This window comes from Tomitella fengzijianii, from assembly GCF_007559025.1.
Classification (GTDB): domain Bacteria; phylum Actinomycetota; class Actinomycetes; order Mycobacteriales; family Mycobacteriaceae; genus Tomitella; species Tomitella fengzijianii.
Genome location: NZ_CP041765.1, coordinates 3323376 through 3339073 on the forward strand (window position 1 = coordinate 3323376; position 15698 = coordinate 3339073).

The following is a 15698-nucleotide window of genomic DNA, read 5'->3' on the forward strand; positions in this document are numbered from 1 at the left end:
AGGCGGCGCACCCGCATGACCACCCCCCTGCCGGCGACCCTGGACGAGCTGCGGCGAGACGTCAGCGAGATCCTCGAGGACCCGGAGGTCCTCACGCTCGCCGGCGACGACGACCTGCTCGAGCTCGGCATCGATTCGATGCGGATGATGACGCTGGTGACGCGGTGGAACGAGCGCGGCGTGGAGGTCGGCTTCGTCGAGCTCATCGAGGAGCCGTCCCTGGACGCGTGGCTGGCGCTGGTCTCCCGCGGCGACCGCCCGGGCGCATGAGCACGCTGCCGCTGACCCGCGCGCAGTCGGGGATCTGGTTCGCCCAGCAGCGCGACCCCGGCAGCCCGGCATTCCACTGCGCCGAGTACGTGCGCATCAGCGGCCCGATGGACGCGGCCGCGCTGGCGCTGCTCCAGCGCTCGCTGCGCCGCGTCGTCGCCGAAACCGGCACGCTCACCGCGCGATTCGACACCGCAGGACCGGCCGCCGCGGGGGAACCCCGGCAGGTGCTGGGGGCCGCGTTCGACGACCCCGTCCGCATCCTCGACCTGTCCGGCGAGCCCGACCCTGAGGCGGCCGCGCAGCAGGTGATGCGCGAGGCGACGGCGGAGGTGCCGGACCTCGAGCGCGGCGGATTGTTCACCGCCATGCTCCTGCCGCTGGGCTCGGCGGCCGTAGGCGGCGGCTGCTGCGACGTGCTGCTCTACCTGCGTGCGCACCACATCGTCCTGGACGGCTTCGGCTTCTCGTCGGTGATCCGGAGGACCGCGCGGGTGTTCACCGCGTACGAGCGCGGGGAAGAGCCGCCGGCGAGCCCGTTCGCCCCCGTCGAGACGCTGATCACGGAGGAGGACGCCTACCGCGCGTCGCCGGACTTCGCGACGGACCGGGGGTTCTGGGCGGACCGGCTGAGCCGCTTCGGAGACGCGGTCAGCCTGGCCGACCGCGCGCAGCCCGCCGCCCGCGAGGTGCTCCGGCACGACGGCGCACTGCCGCGGGAGACGGCGCAGGGTCTGGACGCGGCGGCGCGCGCACACGGCGTCGCCTGGCCGGAGCTGACGCTCGCCGCGGCCGCCGCCTACGTCGGCCGGATCACCGGTTCCGCGGACGTCGTGCTGGGGCTCCCCGTCCTCGCGCGCACCGGCTCCGCCGCCGCCAAAGTCCCCACCACCACCGTCAACGTGCTGCCGCTGCCGCTCACCATCGGCGCCGCCGACGACCTGCCCGCGCTCGCCCGGTCCGTGCACGACGGCATCGCCGCCGCCCGTGCGCACCAGCGGTACCGGCACGAGGACCTGCGCCGCGACCTGGGCCTCGTCGGCGGGGCACGCCGGCTGTCCGGGCCGCAGATCAACATCAAGCCGTTCGGGTACCCGCTCCGCTTCGGCGACAGGCGCGCGGCCGTCCACTACCTTGCGGCGGGGCCGGTGGAGGACATCGAGCTGACCGTGCACACGGCGGCACCCGGCGGCGCCCTGGGTTTCGACATGACCGCCAACCCGCGCCTCTACAGCCCCGACGAGCTGGCCGCGCACCACGCCCGGTTGCATGAGCTGGTCACGCGGGCCGCGACGGGATCCGCCACCGGACCGGTGCGGCGGCTGGACGTCGCCACCCGCGCCGAGCTGCGGATGATCGCCGACTGCAACGACACCGGGCACGACGTCGCCCCGGCCACACTCATCGACCGCATCGAGGCCGCCGCGCGGCGCACCCCCGGTACGCCCGCGCTGCGCTTCCGCGGCGAGTCCCTCACCTACGCGGAGCTCGACGCGCGCGCCGACCGGCTCGCCGCCCTGCTGCGCCGCGAGCACGGCATCGGCGGCGGGGACACACCCGCCGGCGCGCCGTGCGACATCGTCGCCGTCGCCCTCCCCCGCTCGTTCGAGCTGGTCGTGGCGCTGGTGGCGACGCTCAAGTGCGGCGCCGCCTACCTGCCGGTGGACCCCGACTACCCCGACGGCCGGATCGCCTACCTGCTCGACCATGCGGGCCCCGGGTGCGTGGTCACCACCGGGGCCGAGGCGGACCTGCTCCCCGGCACCCCCGCCGCACCCGTCGTCCGGCTCGACGATCCCGCCGTCGCCGCCGCGCTCGCCGCGCCCGCGGAACCCGTCACCCGGCCCGCGGACCTGCTCGACAGGCCCGCCTACGTCATCTACACCTCCGGGTCCACCGGCGCGCCCAAGGGCGTCGTGGTCGGCCACCGGGCCATCGTGAACCGGCTCGCGTGGATGCAGCACGCCTTCGGCCTGGACGCCGGCGACCGCGTGCTGCAGAAGACCCCGTCCGGCTTCGACGTGTCGGTGTGGGAGTTCTTCTGGCCGCTGATGACCGGGGCCGTGCTGGTGCTCGCCGAGCCGGGCGGGCACCGCGACCCCGCATACCTCGCCGGGCTCATCGCGGGCGAGGACATCACGACGATCCACTTCGTCCCGTCGATGCTCGAGGCGTTCTGCGGCGAACCCTCCCTTGCGGACCGCTCAGGCACGACGCCGCTACGCCGGATCGTGTGCAGCGGAGAGGCACTCGACGCGGGTCTGGCGGACACCGCGGAGTCGCTGCTGGGCGCGCCCGTGTTCAACTTGTACGGGCCCACCGAGGCCGCGGTGGACGTGAGCTGGTGGCGACACGCGGCGGGATCGGCGACGGTCCCGATCGGACACCCCGTGTGGAACACGCGGCTGCACGTGCTGGACGCGGCGATGCGTCCCGCCCCGCCCGGCGTGGCCGGCGACCTGTACCTCGGGGGTGTGCAGCTGGCGGACGGCTATCTGCACCGGCCCGACCTCACCCGCGAGCGGTTCATCCCCGACCCGTTCGGGCGCGCGGGAGAACGCTTGTACCGCACGGGCGATCAGGCACGCAGGCGGCCCGACGGCGCGGTCGAATACCTGGGGCGCGACGACGACCAGGTGAAGATCCGCGGCGTGCGCATCGAACCTGCCGAGATCGCCGCAGCGATGCGCGGGCTCGGAGGGGTGGCGCAGGCGGCCGTCGTCGCGGCCCGCACCGGCGGGGACGGCCCGATGATGCTCGTCGGCTACGCGGTGCCGGAGGCCGGGACGGAGATCGACCCGGCCGCCGTCCGCCGGCGCCTGGCGGAGCGGCTTCCCGCGGCGATGGTGCCCGCGCACATCGTTCCCCTCGCCGCGCTTCCGGTGACCGCCAACGGAAAGCTCGACCGATCCGCGCTGCCGGCCCCCGAGGCCGACGGCAACGCGGGGCGCACCGCATCCGAAGCACCGCGTTCGCCGCGCGAGCAGGCGTTGTGCGAGCTCATGGCCGACGTGCTGGGACTCGGATCCGTCTCACCCACCGAGGACTTCTTCGACCTCGGCGGGCACTCCCTCGCCGCCGTCGCCCTGGTGCGCCGGTTCCGCGACGAGCTGGGCGCCGAACTCGGCGTCGGCACCGTCTTCGCCGCGCCCGACGCCCGCTCACTCGCCGCGGAACTCGATGCCGACGCGCCCGACCGCTCGCTCGACGTGCTGTTCCCGCTGCGTTCGGGCGCGGGAACGTCCGACGGCACAGGCGAAGCGAGCCCTGCGCTGTATTGCGTGCACCCGGCGGGCGGGCTCGGCTGGTGCTACGCGGGGCTCGCGCGCCGGCTGCCGTCCGGGCGGCCGGTGATTGCCGTGCAGGCACGCGGGCTCGACGGGCGCGGCGCCCTGCCCGCCGGCATCGAGGCCATGGCCGCCGAGTACGTGGCCGCGATCCGCGACTCCGGTGACGACGGCCCCTACCACCTGCTGGGCTGGTCCGTCGGCGGGGTGATCGCGCAGGAGATGGCGGTGCAGATCCAGCAGTCCGGCGGCACCGTCGCGTCGCTCACCCTGCTCGACGCGTACCCGGGCGACCAGTGGCGCGGGCTCGAGGCGCCCACCGAGGACGAGGCGCTCCGGGCGCTGCTGCACATGGCCGGCCAGGATCCGGACGAGGGGCCCGGATCCGGCCGGGCCGCCGTCATGGACCGGCTGCGCCGCGGCGGGAGCGCGCTGGGCAGCCTGGGCGACGCGACGCTGTCCGCGGTGATCGACATCGTCACCAACAACGCGCGGCTCATGCGCGAGCACGAGCACCGGGTGTTCAAGGGCGACGTGCTGTTCTTCACCGCGGCCGCCCCCCGCGCAGAGTCCTGGCTGCACCGCGACTCCTGGAAGCCGCACGTGTCCGGCGTCGTCGAGGGCCACGATCTGCCCCTGACGCACCCCGAGATGATCCGGGCCGCCGCACTGGACACCGTGGGCCCCGTGCTGGCGGAGCGGCTGCGGCAGGGGGAACCCCAGGGCGGGTAGTGCCGCCCCGGGCGCCCGCTGTATCGGCGGGCCGTCCCCCGACACGCCGGCCCCTGCCGGTCCGAGCACCGGATCCCGCCGCAACGCCGATAACGCGTGCGCGGGTCACCTAGCAGGTGCTCGGACCGGGGGCCGCACTTCCGGGGCCGACAATTCCGATGCCGACCCCGGCGGGGAAACCGCTAGTGGATGACGTCGCGGCGGACGATCGTCTCGTCGCGCCCGGGCCCCACCCCGATGCAGGAGACCGGCGCGCCGGCGAGCTCCTCGATGCGCTCGACGTACCGGCGCGCGTTGGCGGGCAGCTCCTCGAACGTGCGCATGTGGGTGATGTCCTCGAACCACCCGGGCAGCTCTTCGTACACCGGCACCGCGTGGTGGATGTCGGTCTGGGTCATCGGCCACTCGTCGACGCGCTTGCCGTCGATCTCGTAGCCCACGCAGATCGGCACCGTCTCGAGCCCGGAGAGCACGTCGAGCTTGGTGAGGAAGTAGTCGGTGATGCCGTTGATGCGGGTGGCGTAGCGGGCGATGACCGCGTCGAACCATCCGCAGCGGCGCGCGCGGCCGGTGGTCACGCCCACCTCGCCGCCGTGCTTGGCCAGGTACTCGCCCCACTCGTCGGACAGCTCGGTGGGGAACGGGCCGGAGCCCACGCGCGTGGTGTACGCCTTGAGGATGCCGAGCACCGTGGTGATCCGGGTGGGCCCGATGCCCGAGCCCACCGCGGCGCCGCCCGCCGTCGGGTTGGACGACGTCACGTACGGATAGGTGCCGTGGTCGACGTCCAGCAGCGTGCCCTGCGAGCCCTCGAGCAGCACGTTGTCGCCGCGCTCGAGCGCCGCGCCCAGGGTCATCTGGGTGTCGGAGATGCGGTGGCGGAAGCGCTCGGCCTGCGCGAGCACGTCGTCGACCACCTGCTGCGGGTCGAGCGCGCGGCGGTTGTACACCTTGACCAGGATCTGGTTCTTCAGCTCCAGGGCCGCCTCGACCTTCTGGGTGAGGATCTTCTCGTCCAGCACGTCTGCCGCGCGCACGCCTACGCGCGCGATCTTGTCCTGGTAGCAGGGCCCGATGCCGCGGCCGGTCGTGCCGATCTTCTTGTTGCCCAGGAACCGCTCGGTGACCTTGTCGATGGCCACGTGGTACGGCATGAGCAGGTGGGCGTCGGCGCTGAGCAGCAGCGACGAGGTGTCGACGCCGCGGTCCTCCAGGCCGGCCAGCTCGTCGAGCAGCACGGCGGGGTCCACCACCACGCCGTTGCCGATGACGTTGCCGACGCCCGGGGTGAGGATGCCCGAGGGGATCAGGTGGAGCGCGAAGTTGTCCCCGTTGGGGAGGACCACGGTGTGCCCGGCGTTGTTGCCGCCCTGGTATCGCACCACCCATTGGACCCGCCCGCCGAGCAGGTCGGTGGCCTTTCCTTTGCCCTCATCGCCCCATTGGGCACCGATCAGAACGATCGCCGGCATCGTGTCTCCTACTACGTTCGGTCCCGGGCTTGGCGGCCGGGACCGTGATGTTCGGTTTGCGGATGCCGGGAACCTGAGCGGGCGCCGCTTTCCGGCGCCGTGATCCAACGCGCGGGTCCCCGAGCACAGCCGGTGCTTCACTTTATCCCAGCGCCCGGCGGCCACTCCTTCCAGCACCTCCGGGCGTGGCGGGCGGCCGCGCGCCGGCGCCGTTACTACCGGCCGGTACGGCTGCCGATGTCGGCCGCCCGCCGAGCCGATACGATGAACTCCGTGCTGCTGCGATGCGGAGACGCCCCGATCCCGGTCACGTTGCCCCCCGAGGGCGCCGTGGTCGTCTCGGACGTGCCCACGCGCGAGGAGCTGGCCGAGCACCTGCCCCGCACCGAGATGCCGGAGCGCATCATCATCGTCGCCGGGCAGGACGCCGCCCTCGCCGCGGTGCTCACCCACCTGCTGCGGTCCGAGCGGCTCGACGTGGAGGTCGCCTTCGTCCCCGCCGCGCGCACCGATGCCACGCGCATCCACGGCCTCGACAAGGGGGCCAAGGCCGGCCGTGCGGCGTTGGAGGGCACCGCCCATGCCACCCCGCTGATCCGCGACGACCTCGGCGTGGTTCTCGTAGGGTGCGCGCGGCTCACCGGCCCGGACGGGGGGCGGCTCACCGGGGAGACCTACGTGGACCATCGCGCGCTGTTCAGCGGTGATGCCGCGGGCATCGAAATCCATCCCACGGGGCATGCGCCGGGACTGCGCGCCGCGCGGCTGGGCCGGATGCGGCGCAAGTGGATCGAGGGCAGGGCCGCGCAGACGGGCGGCGACGCCATCGCCGTGACACGCGACGGCGTGCCCGAGCCGAAGCGGCTCAAGCGCTCCACGTTCTACCGGCACAACGTCGACTGGCTGTCGGTGCGCTGAGTGCACGTCCGGTCCAGATCCCTGCGGGGCCCGGGCGTCCGGCCCAGCCCGCTGTTCCTCGCCATCGTCGCGGCCACCGCGGCGGCCGGCGTCGCCGCGTGGAATCTGGAGGGCAGCCTCACGGCCATGCGCGTGGCCGTGTTCTTCATGGTCGTCGGCGGCTGGGTGATCTCGCTGTGCCTGCACGAGTTCGCGCACGCCTACACCGCCTACCGGCACGGCGACACGGACGTGGCCGCCCGCGGCTATCTCACCCTGAATCCGCTGCGCTACACACACCCGGTGCTCTCGCTGCTGCTGCCGGTGCTGTTCATCGCGATCGGCGGGATCGGCCTGCCCGGCGGGGCGGTGTATCTGCAGACGGGGCACCTCTCACCCGCGGTGCGGCGCCGCATCTCCCTGGCCGGCCCGCTGACCAACGCAGTGCTGGCGGTCGTGCTGCTGGTGTCGGTGCACTTCCTGGCGGGCACCGAGGCGGGCGCCCCAGGCGGCGCGACGCGCGGGGTGGTCTACGGCCTCGCCTTCCTCGGGTTCCTGCAGGTGATGGCGGCCGTGCTGAATCTTCTGCCCATCCCCGGCCTGGACGGCTACGCGCTGCTGGAGCCGCACCTGTCACCGTCGACCCGCCGTTCGGTGGCGCAGTTCGCGCCCTTCGGCATCATCGCCGTGTTCGCGCTGCTGACCATCCGGCAGGTCAACGCGGTCTTCTTCGACATCATCTACCGGATCGTCGAGGTGTTCGGCGTCCCCCGCGCGTTTTCGGCGATCGGGTACATGCTGTTCCGGTTCTGGGCGTGACGATTCCCGGCGTGCCCGTCGGAGGACCACCGTAGTGTTGGCCTCATGAGCCCGACGCGCGGGCCGCGCCGCCACGGGACGTTTCGCGTGGTGGCGGCGGCGATCATCACCGCGGTGATCGTGGGCGGCGCGGCGGGCTTCGGGCTGGAGCAGTGGGACTCCGTGCGGCAGGCGGCGCAGTCGCCGTCCGCCACTGCGCCCGCGTCGCCCACCACGCCGGTTCTCGGCGACGCGGGAGCACCGCTAGGCACGTCGGTCTCGCTCGGCGGCCCCGCGCCCGCGCTCCCCCCGGCCCCGACGGTGGATCAGGTCGCCGCCGCGGTCGTCCCCACCACGGTCACGGTGTGGACGGACATCCCCGACGACGTGGCCGGGCTGCGCACGCGGGGTGCCGGGACCGGGATCATCCTCACCGCCGACGGCGTGGTACTGACCAACAACCATGTGGTGTCCGGGTCGCAGTCGGTCTCCGTCACCAACCCGTCCACCGGCACCGATTACGACGCGGAGGTCCTCGGCTACGACCGCACCCGGGACATCGCGATCCTGCAGCTGGCCCGCTCCGGCGGCGCGGCCGTGTCGGGCCTGCCCGCCGCCGCCCTCGGCGACGCCGGCGAACTGCACGTGGGGCAGCCGGTGATCGCCCTGGGCAACGCCGGCGGCACCGGCTCGCTCATCACCTCGCCGGGCACCGTCACCGCCTTCGACCAGTCGATCCGCGCCACCGACAGCAACGGCAGCACCGAGAACCTCGACGGCGTCATCCAGATCGCCGCCGACATCAACCCCGGCGACTCGGGCGGCCCGCTGGTGGACATGGCCGGGCGCGTGGTGGGCATCAACACCGCGAAGTCCGAGTCCGCGCAGGCCGAGGCGTCGGGCGGCCGCGGCTACGCGGTGCCGATAGACGACGCGCTGGGCGTGGCCAGGGTGGTCCTGGGTGCGGTGGCCGCAGGCCCCGGGAACGGCGGCGCGCAGCATGGCACGGTGCACGTCGGCCCCACCGCGCAGCTCGGCGTGCGCGTGCGCAGCCGCGCCGCCGAGCCCCCCCGTGGTGCCGTCGTCATGGAGATCGTGCCCGGCAGCGCCGCGTCCTCGACGCCGCTGCGGGCGGGCGACGTCGTCACCGCGCTCGACGGCAGGCGGATCTCCGGGGCCGACGACCTGAGCTCGGCGATCGACCGCCACCTTCCCGGCGACGTGGTGGTGCTCGAGTGGGTCGACGCGGCCGGCGCGATCCAGCAGGCGCCCGTCACGCTCGACGAGGGCCTGCCCGGCTGACGGCGTTGCGGGTCGGGCCCGTCCACCAAGCGTTTTCCGCACACCCGGGCGGCCGGATGTGCATTTTTCGCTTGGTCAGTGCGTGTCCACCCCGCTGACCGGCTCGGGGCAGTCCGTGCCGTGATGCCCGCGGTGGTCGCCGCGCGATGCCGCGTGATCGACCTGCAGCGTGGTGTGCGTGATGCCGAAGTCGTCGCGGAGGAGGTGCTCCAGCTCCGCGCGCACCGCGTGGCACGGCGCGCTGTCCGCGACGATCACGTGCGCCGACAGCGACGGGAAGCCGGAGGTCACCTCCCACACGTGCAGGTCGTGCACCTCGTCGATGTCCGGATGACCGGCCATGCGCCGGCCGATCTCGTCCGGGTCGACGCCGCGCGGAGCGGCCTCGAGCACCACGCGGCCGCCGTCGCGCAGCAGCCCGTATCCGGCCTTGAACATGAGCGCGGCGACGAACAGCGAGGCCAGCGCGTCGGCCTGCACCCAGCCGGTGAAGTAGATGACGGTGCCGGCCACTGCCGTGCCGATGAACGCGTAGAGGTCGGTGAGGATGTGCTGGAAGGACCCCTCCACGTTGAGGCTCTGCCGGTTGGCCTTGCTCAGCGACCACGTGGCCAGCAGGTTCACCGCGATGCCGACGAGCGCGACGATCACCACGGCCCCGCCCTCGACCTCCGGCGGGTCGAGAAGCCTCAGCACCGACATCACCGTGAAGAAGACGGCGAGCAGGAGCAGCGTGGCCCCGTTGATGAGCGCGGAGACGATCTCCACGCGCTTGAGCCCGAAGGTGTAGGAGCCCCAGGCGGGGCGCGCCGCGAGCGCCATCGCGCCGAGCGACAGGGCGATGGCCGCGGCGTCGGAGACCATGTGCCCCGCGTCCGCGAGCAGCGCCAGTGATCCGGTGAGGAAACCGACGACCACCTCGCCGGCCATCAGCCCCAGGATCAGCAGCAGCGCGATCCACAGGTACCGCCGGTCCGCGTCCGCGGTGATGCCGTGCGAGTGGCCGCCGTGCGTCTGCGCGCCGTGCTCGTGCGTGTGCCCCATACCGCTCATCATATGCATGGTTTCGCATGTGTCAATGGGCCGTTCGCGCCGCGCACGCCGCCCCGCCGTCTGTGCATTCGCCTTTCCCCCACGCGCCGCCCCGATGTGTTATAGGTTCGTGACCGTGACCGGCGCCACGCGTGCGCCGGCCGCCGCCGTAGTCGGGGACGGCGTGCACAGCTCACCTTCAGGAATCGTCCAGGCCGGCCGCGTCCGCACGGCCCCGCCACAGATGGGAGCACCCCTGTGTCCCGAAAGAGCCACTCGTCCCGAAAGAGCCCGGCATCCCTGGAGGCGCCGACGGCACTTCGCCGCCGGAAGCCGCGGCACCGCGCCCCCCGCAGCTCCGTCGTCGCCCCGGCACTGCGCCGCGCCACCATCGGCGCGGTGGTCACCGCCGTCGCCGTCGTCACCCCCGCCACCGCGGCCCTCGCCGCGCCGTCCTCCAGCCTCGGTTCGGAGAGCCTCGGATCGGGCAGCGCCGGTTCCTCCTCCGGCAGCACCGGGTCGCTGGGGTCCCTTGGCTCGGCCGGATCCGGCAGCATCGGCGAGGGGGCAGGAGCCCTGCCCATCCCCAGCCCCCGCGGAATCGTCGCCCTCGGTGCCGCGATGACGCAGGCGGGCAAGCCCTACGAGTGGGGCGCTGAGGGGCCGAACAGCTACGACTGCTCCGGCCTGATCTGGTGGGCCTACCGGCAGCTGGGCATCGACATCGGCCGCACCACGTACGACCAGATCTACGACGGCGTGAACGTCCCGCTGAACAACATCCAGCCGGGCGACCTCATCATCTTCCGCGAAGACAACTCGCACATCGGCATCTACGCGGGCTTCGGCCAGGTGTGGAACGCCTACGACTACGGCGTGCCCATCGGGCTCACCCCGCTCGCCGCAGAGCCGCCCATCCACATCGTGCGCCGGATCTACTGAGCCGTCGGGACACCCGCGCATCCCCCTCGGTCCGCCGCGCGGACTACCGCGGCGGGTAGAGGCGGTCGGCCAGCGCGGTCTTCGCCGCCACCGCCGCCCGCCGGCTCCCCGGGGTGAAGCCGCCGGCGGTCGGCCGGGCGGGGACCGTGTCGCCGTCCGCCACCAGCGTCCAGCGCGAGCCCGCGTCCACCAGCGAGCGGTGTTTGACCTCGTAGTACCCGGGTTCGGTGGCGACCGCCACGCCCGAGGCGCCCGCTGCGGCGGCCACCAGGTGCAGGTGGAAGCGCGTGCTCAGCCACGTCTGCCCCGCACCCACCGGCACCCCGTGATGCCACAGGTCCCGGAACGGCACGAACCGCGCCCCGGCCAGCCGCTCCCCCAGCCGCTCGTATGCCAAGCGGTCCATGCCGGGGATGCCTTCGACCACGGTCACCTCGGAGCCCCGGACCTCCCACGAGTCGAGCACCCGCTGGGCCCAGCCGGCCACCGCTTCCCCCCCGGTCCGCCCGTCGCTTGCGAAGTGCTCGGTCAGGTCGGACTGCAGGCACAGCACGACGCCGCCGTCCGACGCCGCCGCCGGCTGCAGTGCACTGTCGCCCTGCAGCGCCTCGTCGCCCCGCAGTGCCTCGTCGCCCCGTAATGCGCCGTCCACCCGCAGCCACACGTCGTCGCCGGTGCGCGACGCCCCCGGCACGCCGGCCAGCGCCTCATAGGATTCCCGGTCGCGCGTGTCGAACACCGCGAAGGACCGGGCCGCGCCGCGCAGCGCCTCCCATGCGTCGCCGTCGACGCGGGGCATCAGCCCTTGCCCCGATGCCGCGGCGCGGATTCCGAAGCGTTCCGCGAGCGCGCCGAGAGCCGTGACCAGCGCCGTGTGGTGCGGCCACACCGCATTGAGGTAGCCGCCGCCGAGCAGGTGCAGCGCGTCGGCCCGGTGGAGCAGCGCCACCCCCTCGTCGATGCGCGGCTCGGCCCCCAGCGTGACCGCCGCGTGCGCACACCATTCCCACACCGGCCCCGGGCGCGCGTTCTCGTGGGCGAGCGCGATCATCCGCCAGAGCGTGTCCACGAACGTCACGTGCGGGTGGGCGCCGCGCAACAGCAGAGCGGCCTGGCCGGGCGTGTGGCAGTCGAGTACCACCTGGTCGTCCGGGCAGACCTGCGCCAGGTGCTCGAGCCACGTGCGCGCGACGAGCTCGTCCCCGAAGTTGGGGTGTCCGGCGGGCGAGACCAAGTAGATGATCCGCCCGGGCGTGCCGCCGCCGAGCATCCGTGCCGCCCGTGCCCGCCACTGTGTGCGCATCTGCCCGACGGTACCGGGCATCCGGGGCCGCAGCCCTGTGATCGCGGCCTCCTTCCGACTACGCCTGCAACAGCTATCATCAGTGGTGTATCCGTAGCAGGAGGCCGTGATGGACCCGCACACGATCGACCAGAACACTCAAGCTGCCGTCGCTGCGCTCGACGACGACGAGCTCGTCGCGCTGGTCGTCGCAGAGGTGGGCACCCGCACCCGGTTCACCCCGGTGCGCGGCGGCGTCGAAGTCCTGCTCACTCTGGCCGGCGGCATCGGGACTCAGCGGGACATCGCTTTGCGGCGCAGCACCGACCCCGCGGTGATCGTGGAGCGTGTGCACACCGAATCCGCCGCCGAAGCCCGTGTGCTCGAGCATCCGATGCTCGACTCGACGGGAGTCGCCGATGTCCTCGACCGAGGCGGGGCGGGGCGCAGCGCCGCACAGCGTCTCCGCGCCGGCGGAAGCATCGTCGGCGTGCGGGTGGCCGGCCGTTACCTGCACCCGGCGTTCCAGTTCGACGCCGCCCGTGCCGAGGTGCGCCCCCATGTGGCCCGCGTCAACCAGCTGCTGGACGCAGCCGGCGACCCGTGGGGTGCTGCCTCCTGGTGGCTGAGCCCCAACGGCCGGCTCTCCGGGGGCGTCAGCCCCGCCGACCTGGCCGCGAGCAGTGACCCGGAGTCGCACGGGCTCGTCGTCGCCATCGCCGAAGCGCTCCTCGACGACTGATGCCCGCCATTCCACCTCCCGCCGGCGGGCTCTCCTCCCCTGCCCACGTCGAACAGCTGGCAGCGGGCACCCGCCTGTGGCGCATCCACAGTGCCCGCCGCGGCGCAGCCGAACCGAACCCGACCACGCCGAAGCAGGGGGCGGGCGGACGGTTCGACAGCGACGACGGCTCGTACGCGTACCTGTATGCCGGCGATTCCCACGAAGCCGCCATCGCCGAAGCCCTCTGCCGTGACCTGCCCCTCGGCGGCGCCCCTCGTATCGTGCCCGCCGCCATGCTGCGCAACAGACTGCTCACCGCACTCGAGGTGATCGAAGACCTGCAGGTGGCGTCACTACGGGGGCCACACCTGTCGGCCATCGGCCAAGACCTCTGGCTGACGGAATCCGAGGCCGTCGATTATCCACTCACCCGCAGGTGGGCGGCCGCCATCCTCGAGGCCACGCCGGCCGTCGGCCTGGCCTACCGGTGCCGGCACGACGAAGACCGTCTCGCCTGGATACTCACCGCCCCCCTCGACCACGCAAACGACACGGGCCTGCGAGCCGTCGTCGACTCGACCATCCGACTCGACGACACCGTCGGCAAGATCCTGGTCAGCAGGGTCCTCGACGCCCACAGCGCAGTCCTTTCCACCCGCTGACCACGCACGACGCCGGACCGCGTCGATGTGGGAAGGCCACCACTTCGGGAGCAAGGATGTGGATCCTTGCAGGACACGTGCTGGTCAATGTCTGACAGTTCGGCTATTGGAGCTCGACACAGGCGGAACGGTGCGCCGATGATTCCTGCCGGCCGGGCCGGTCTACCGATCGTCAGGTGATCAGGCAGTGCGTAGCAGGAGGCAGGGCATGAGTCAGTTGCTGAGGGTCCAAAGCTTCACCGTCTCAAGTGACGGTTTCGGCGCCGGCGAGGGCCAGAGTCTTGAGACGCCGTTCGGGCATGCCGATCCGGGCAGCCTGCTCGCCTGGGCCTTTGCCACCGATCACCCGCCCATCGCTCGATCCGAACCCGGCAGCCGAGGTCTGGACGACTATTTCACTCGGGATTACGCGCGCAATATCGGTGCCGAGATCATGGGGCGCAACAAGTTCGGACCGCAACGCGGTCCGTGGCAGGACCACGAGTGGCAGGGATGGTGGGGGGACGAACCCCCATTCCACACGCCGGTGTTCGTCATGACGCACCACAGCCGACCGTCGTTCACGCTCGCCGATTCCACGTTCCACTTCGTCGACAGCGACCCGGCCGCGGCGCTTTCCCGGGCGAAGAAGGCGGCGCAGGGCAAAGACGTCCGACTTGGCGGAGGGGCCACGGTCATCCGCCGGTTCCTCGACGCCGATCTCATCGACACCCTGCATGTGGCGGTCGCGCCGATCGAACTCCGCTCCGGGGCCCGGCTGTGGGAATCGCCCGACGAGCTGTCCGACCGGTACCACCAGGACGTCGTGCCCAGCCCGAGCGGCGTGACGCACCATGTCTTCTGGCGGAAGTGAGGCCCGGCCCTACCGCGTCGGGGTCAGGCCTCGCCGCGGTGCAGGACGCTGACCACGAAGTCCGAGTCCGGCGTCCACGGCTCCAGGTCCCAGGTGCCGAAGCGCTGCCGCACCCGCAGGCCCGCGGCCGCCACGTGCTCGTCGAACTCCTCGACGGTGAGTGTGCGGCCCATGCCGAAGCCGACGACCAGCACTCCCTCGGGCTTGAGGTGCCCGCCGACCGCCGCGAGCACGTCGGTCTCCGAACCGGGCGCGACGAAGCAGATGACGTTGCCTGCCATGACCGCCGCGTCGAACCCGCCGGTGACGCCGCGCGCAGGCAGGTCCAGCTCGGACAGGTCGCCGACGAGCCAGGTGGGGCCCGGGTGGTCCTGCTCCGCGGCCGCGACGAGCGCCGGGTCGACGTCCACGCCCACCACCTGGTGCCCGCGGGCGTGCAGCTCGCCGCCCAGGCGGCCCGGGCCGCAACCGGCGTCGAGCACGCGGGCGCCCCGGGGCACCATGGCGTCGATCATCCGCGCCTCACCGGCGAGGTCGGCGCCCTGGGCAGCCATGGCCCGGAAGCGATCGATGTACCACCGCGAGTGGCCTTCGGAAGTCTCACTGAACCAGCGGGTCGGTCGTGCCATACCCCGGAGCCTAGCGTCTGGCGCGGACCCGGATCGGATGCGCGCCCGCCGGGCACCCGCCCGGCGCCATGGTGTGCCACTGCGACCTGCGCGACGAGGCGTCCGGGTGGCACCGGTCGGGCTCATCCCTCCCTGATCGCCGGCCACCGCGCCGGCCAGAACCCGCCCTCGGGCGGCTCCGCGAAGTATGCGGCCGTGGCCATGCCCACCACGTCGTAGACGAATGCGTCGAGCGCGATCCCGTCGACCACCGCGTCCTGACGCTCCGCGCGGGCGGCGAACGATGCGACGACGAAGCGCGTGATCAGCCACATCCGCTCTTCCAGCACCGCGCCCGGCAACCCTCCTCGTGCGCTGCGCCGGATCAGGTCCATCGCGAGCGCGCTGGAGGGGATGAAGCGTTGTTGCTGCCAGTCGCCGATGCGGCCCCACACCTGCGCGACGATGCGGATGAACCGCCGCCCGCGCTCGTCGCGCAGCTTCTCCGCGAAGGGGATGGCGAGGGCCGCGATGGCGTCCCGGAGCGCCTCCGGCGAGCCGTCGCGCCCCGTGCACAGGGCGGCCGTCGTCTTGTCGACGCGGGCGCCGATCTCCTGCAGGTGCGTCTGCAGGATCGCCTCAAGCAGCCCGTCCTGGGACCCGAAGTGGTAGTGCACGGCCGAGTCGTTGCGCACCCCCGCCAGTGCGTTGAGCTCCCGCAAGCGCACGCGGCCCACGCCCGCCTCGGCGTAGAGCTCCTCGCCCGCCTCGATCAGCCGCTGCCGCGCGGTGTCCTGGCCCATGCGCACCCCTCTCGAAAGTTTCATTGACATAGTA

14 protein-coding genes are annotated in these 15698 nt (G+C 72.8%); 9 read left to right on the forward strand and 5 right to left on the reverse strand.

The window, feature by feature from the left end:
• Positions 1 to 15 precede the first annotated feature (15 nt).
• Both FO059_RS15150 and FO059_RS15155 read left to right on the forward strand, forming a co-directional pair.
• The gene (locus FO059_RS15150) at positions 16 to 270 is read left to right on the forward strand and encodes a phosphopantetheine-binding protein (RefSeq protein ID WP_143909818.1); all 255 of its coding nucleotides are present in this window, start codon (positions 16 to 18) and stop codon (positions 268 to 270) included.
• On the forward strand, positions 267 to 4289 hold the full coding sequence (locus FO059_RS15155; protein WP_143909819.1) for a non-ribosomal peptide synthetase: 4023 nt from the start codon (positions 267 to 269) through the stop codon (positions 4287 to 4289). The genes FO059_RS15150 and FO059_RS15155 overlap by 4 nt, the downstream gene beginning before the upstream one ends.
• A gap of 182 nt (positions 4290 to 4471) precedes the next feature.
• Here FO059_RS15155 and FO059_RS15160 read toward each other — a convergent pair whose 3' ends face one another.
• The gene (locus tag FO059_RS15160; protein ID WP_143909820.1) at positions 4472 to 5761 is read right to left on the reverse strand and encodes an adenylosuccinate synthase; all 1290 of its coding nucleotides are present in this window, start codon (positions 5759 to 5761) and stop codon (positions 4472 to 4474) included.
• Between the two features lie 273 nt (positions 5762 to 6034).
• On the opposite strand from FO059_RS15160, the gene FO059_RS15165 reads away from it, so the two are divergent.
• The 3 genes from FO059_RS15165 to FO059_RS15175 are packed head-to-tail and all read left to right on the forward strand — an operon-like array spanning position 6035 to position 8758.
• Positions 6035 to 6679, forward strand: a complete 645-nt coding sequence (locus FO059_RS15165) for a hypothetical protein (protein ID WP_233266644.1) — start codon at positions 6035 to 6037, stop codon at positions 6677 to 6679.
• On the forward strand, positions 6680 to 7477 hold the full coding sequence (locus tag FO059_RS15170) for a site-2 protease family protein (protein WP_143909821.1): 798 nt from the start codon (positions 6680 to 6682) through the stop codon (positions 7475 to 7477). It abuts the gene before it with no gap.
• Positions 7478 to 7522: 45 nt separating this feature from the next.
• Positions 7523 to 8758, forward strand: coding sequence for a S1C family serine protease (locus FO059_RS15175; RefSeq protein ID WP_143909822.1), 1236 nt, complete (start codon positions 7523 to 7525; stop codon positions 8756 to 8758).
• 75 nt (positions 8759 to 8833) lie between these two features.
• On the opposite strand, the gene FO059_RS15180 is transcribed toward FO059_RS15175, so the two are convergent.
• Entirely contained in the window at positions 8834 to 9802 is a 969-nt protein-coding gene (locus tag FO059_RS15180) for a cation diffusion facilitator family transporter (RefSeq protein ID WP_199256961.1), read from the reverse strand.
• 246 nt (positions 9803 to 10048) lie between these two features.
• On the opposite strand from FO059_RS15180, the gene FO059_RS18825 reads away from it, so the two are divergent.
• Positions 10049 to 10732, forward strand: a complete 684-nt coding sequence (locus FO059_RS18825; RefSeq protein WP_233266645.1) for a C40 family peptidase — start codon at positions 10049 to 10051, stop codon at positions 10730 to 10732.
• 43 nt (positions 10733 to 10775) lie between these two features.
• On the opposite strand, the gene FO059_RS15190 is transcribed toward FO059_RS18825, so the two are convergent.
• On the reverse strand, positions 10776 to 12035 hold the full coding sequence (locus tag FO059_RS15190; RefSeq protein WP_233266646.1) for a polysaccharide pyruvyl transferase family protein: 1260 nt from the start codon (positions 12033 to 12035) through the stop codon (positions 10776 to 10778).
• Between the two features lie 109 nt (positions 12036 to 12144).
• Between FO059_RS15190 and FO059_RS15195 the strand changes: the two genes are divergently transcribed.
• The 3 genes from FO059_RS15195 (at position 12145) to FO059_RS15205 (ending at position 14253) form a co-directional block, all read left to right on the forward strand.
• On the forward strand, positions 12145 to 12756 hold the full coding sequence (locus FO059_RS15195; protein ID WP_199256962.1) for a hypothetical protein: 612 nt from the start codon (positions 12145 to 12147) through the stop codon (positions 12754 to 12756).
• A complete protein-coding gene (locus FO059_RS15200) occupies positions 12756 to 13400 on the forward strand; it encodes an RES family NAD+ phosphorylase (RefSeq protein WP_143909824.1) in 645 nt (214 codons plus the stop codon). The genes FO059_RS15195 and FO059_RS15200 overlap by 1 nt, the downstream gene beginning before the upstream one ends.
• Positions 13401 to 13608: 208 nt before the next feature.
• The gene (locus tag FO059_RS15205; protein ID WP_143909825.1) at positions 13609 to 14253 is read left to right on the forward strand and encodes a dihydrofolate reductase family protein; all 645 of its coding nucleotides are present in this window, start codon (positions 13609 to 13611) and stop codon (positions 14251 to 14253) included.
• A gap of 23 nt (positions 14254 to 14276) precedes the next feature.
• On the opposite strand, the gene FO059_RS15210 is transcribed toward FO059_RS15205, so the two are convergent.
• Entirely contained in the window at positions 14277 to 14882 is a 606-nt protein-coding gene (locus FO059_RS15210) for a methyltransferase domain-containing protein (protein WP_143909826.1), read from the reverse strand.
• Positions 14883 to 15004: 122 nt separating this feature from the next.
• The gene (locus FO059_RS15215) at positions 15005 to 15688 is read right to left on the reverse strand and encodes a TetR/AcrR family transcriptional regulator (protein ID WP_158726342.1); all 684 of its coding nucleotides are present in this window, start codon (positions 15686 to 15688) and stop codon (positions 15005 to 15007) included.
• Positions 15689 to 15698 lie beyond the last annotated feature (10 nt).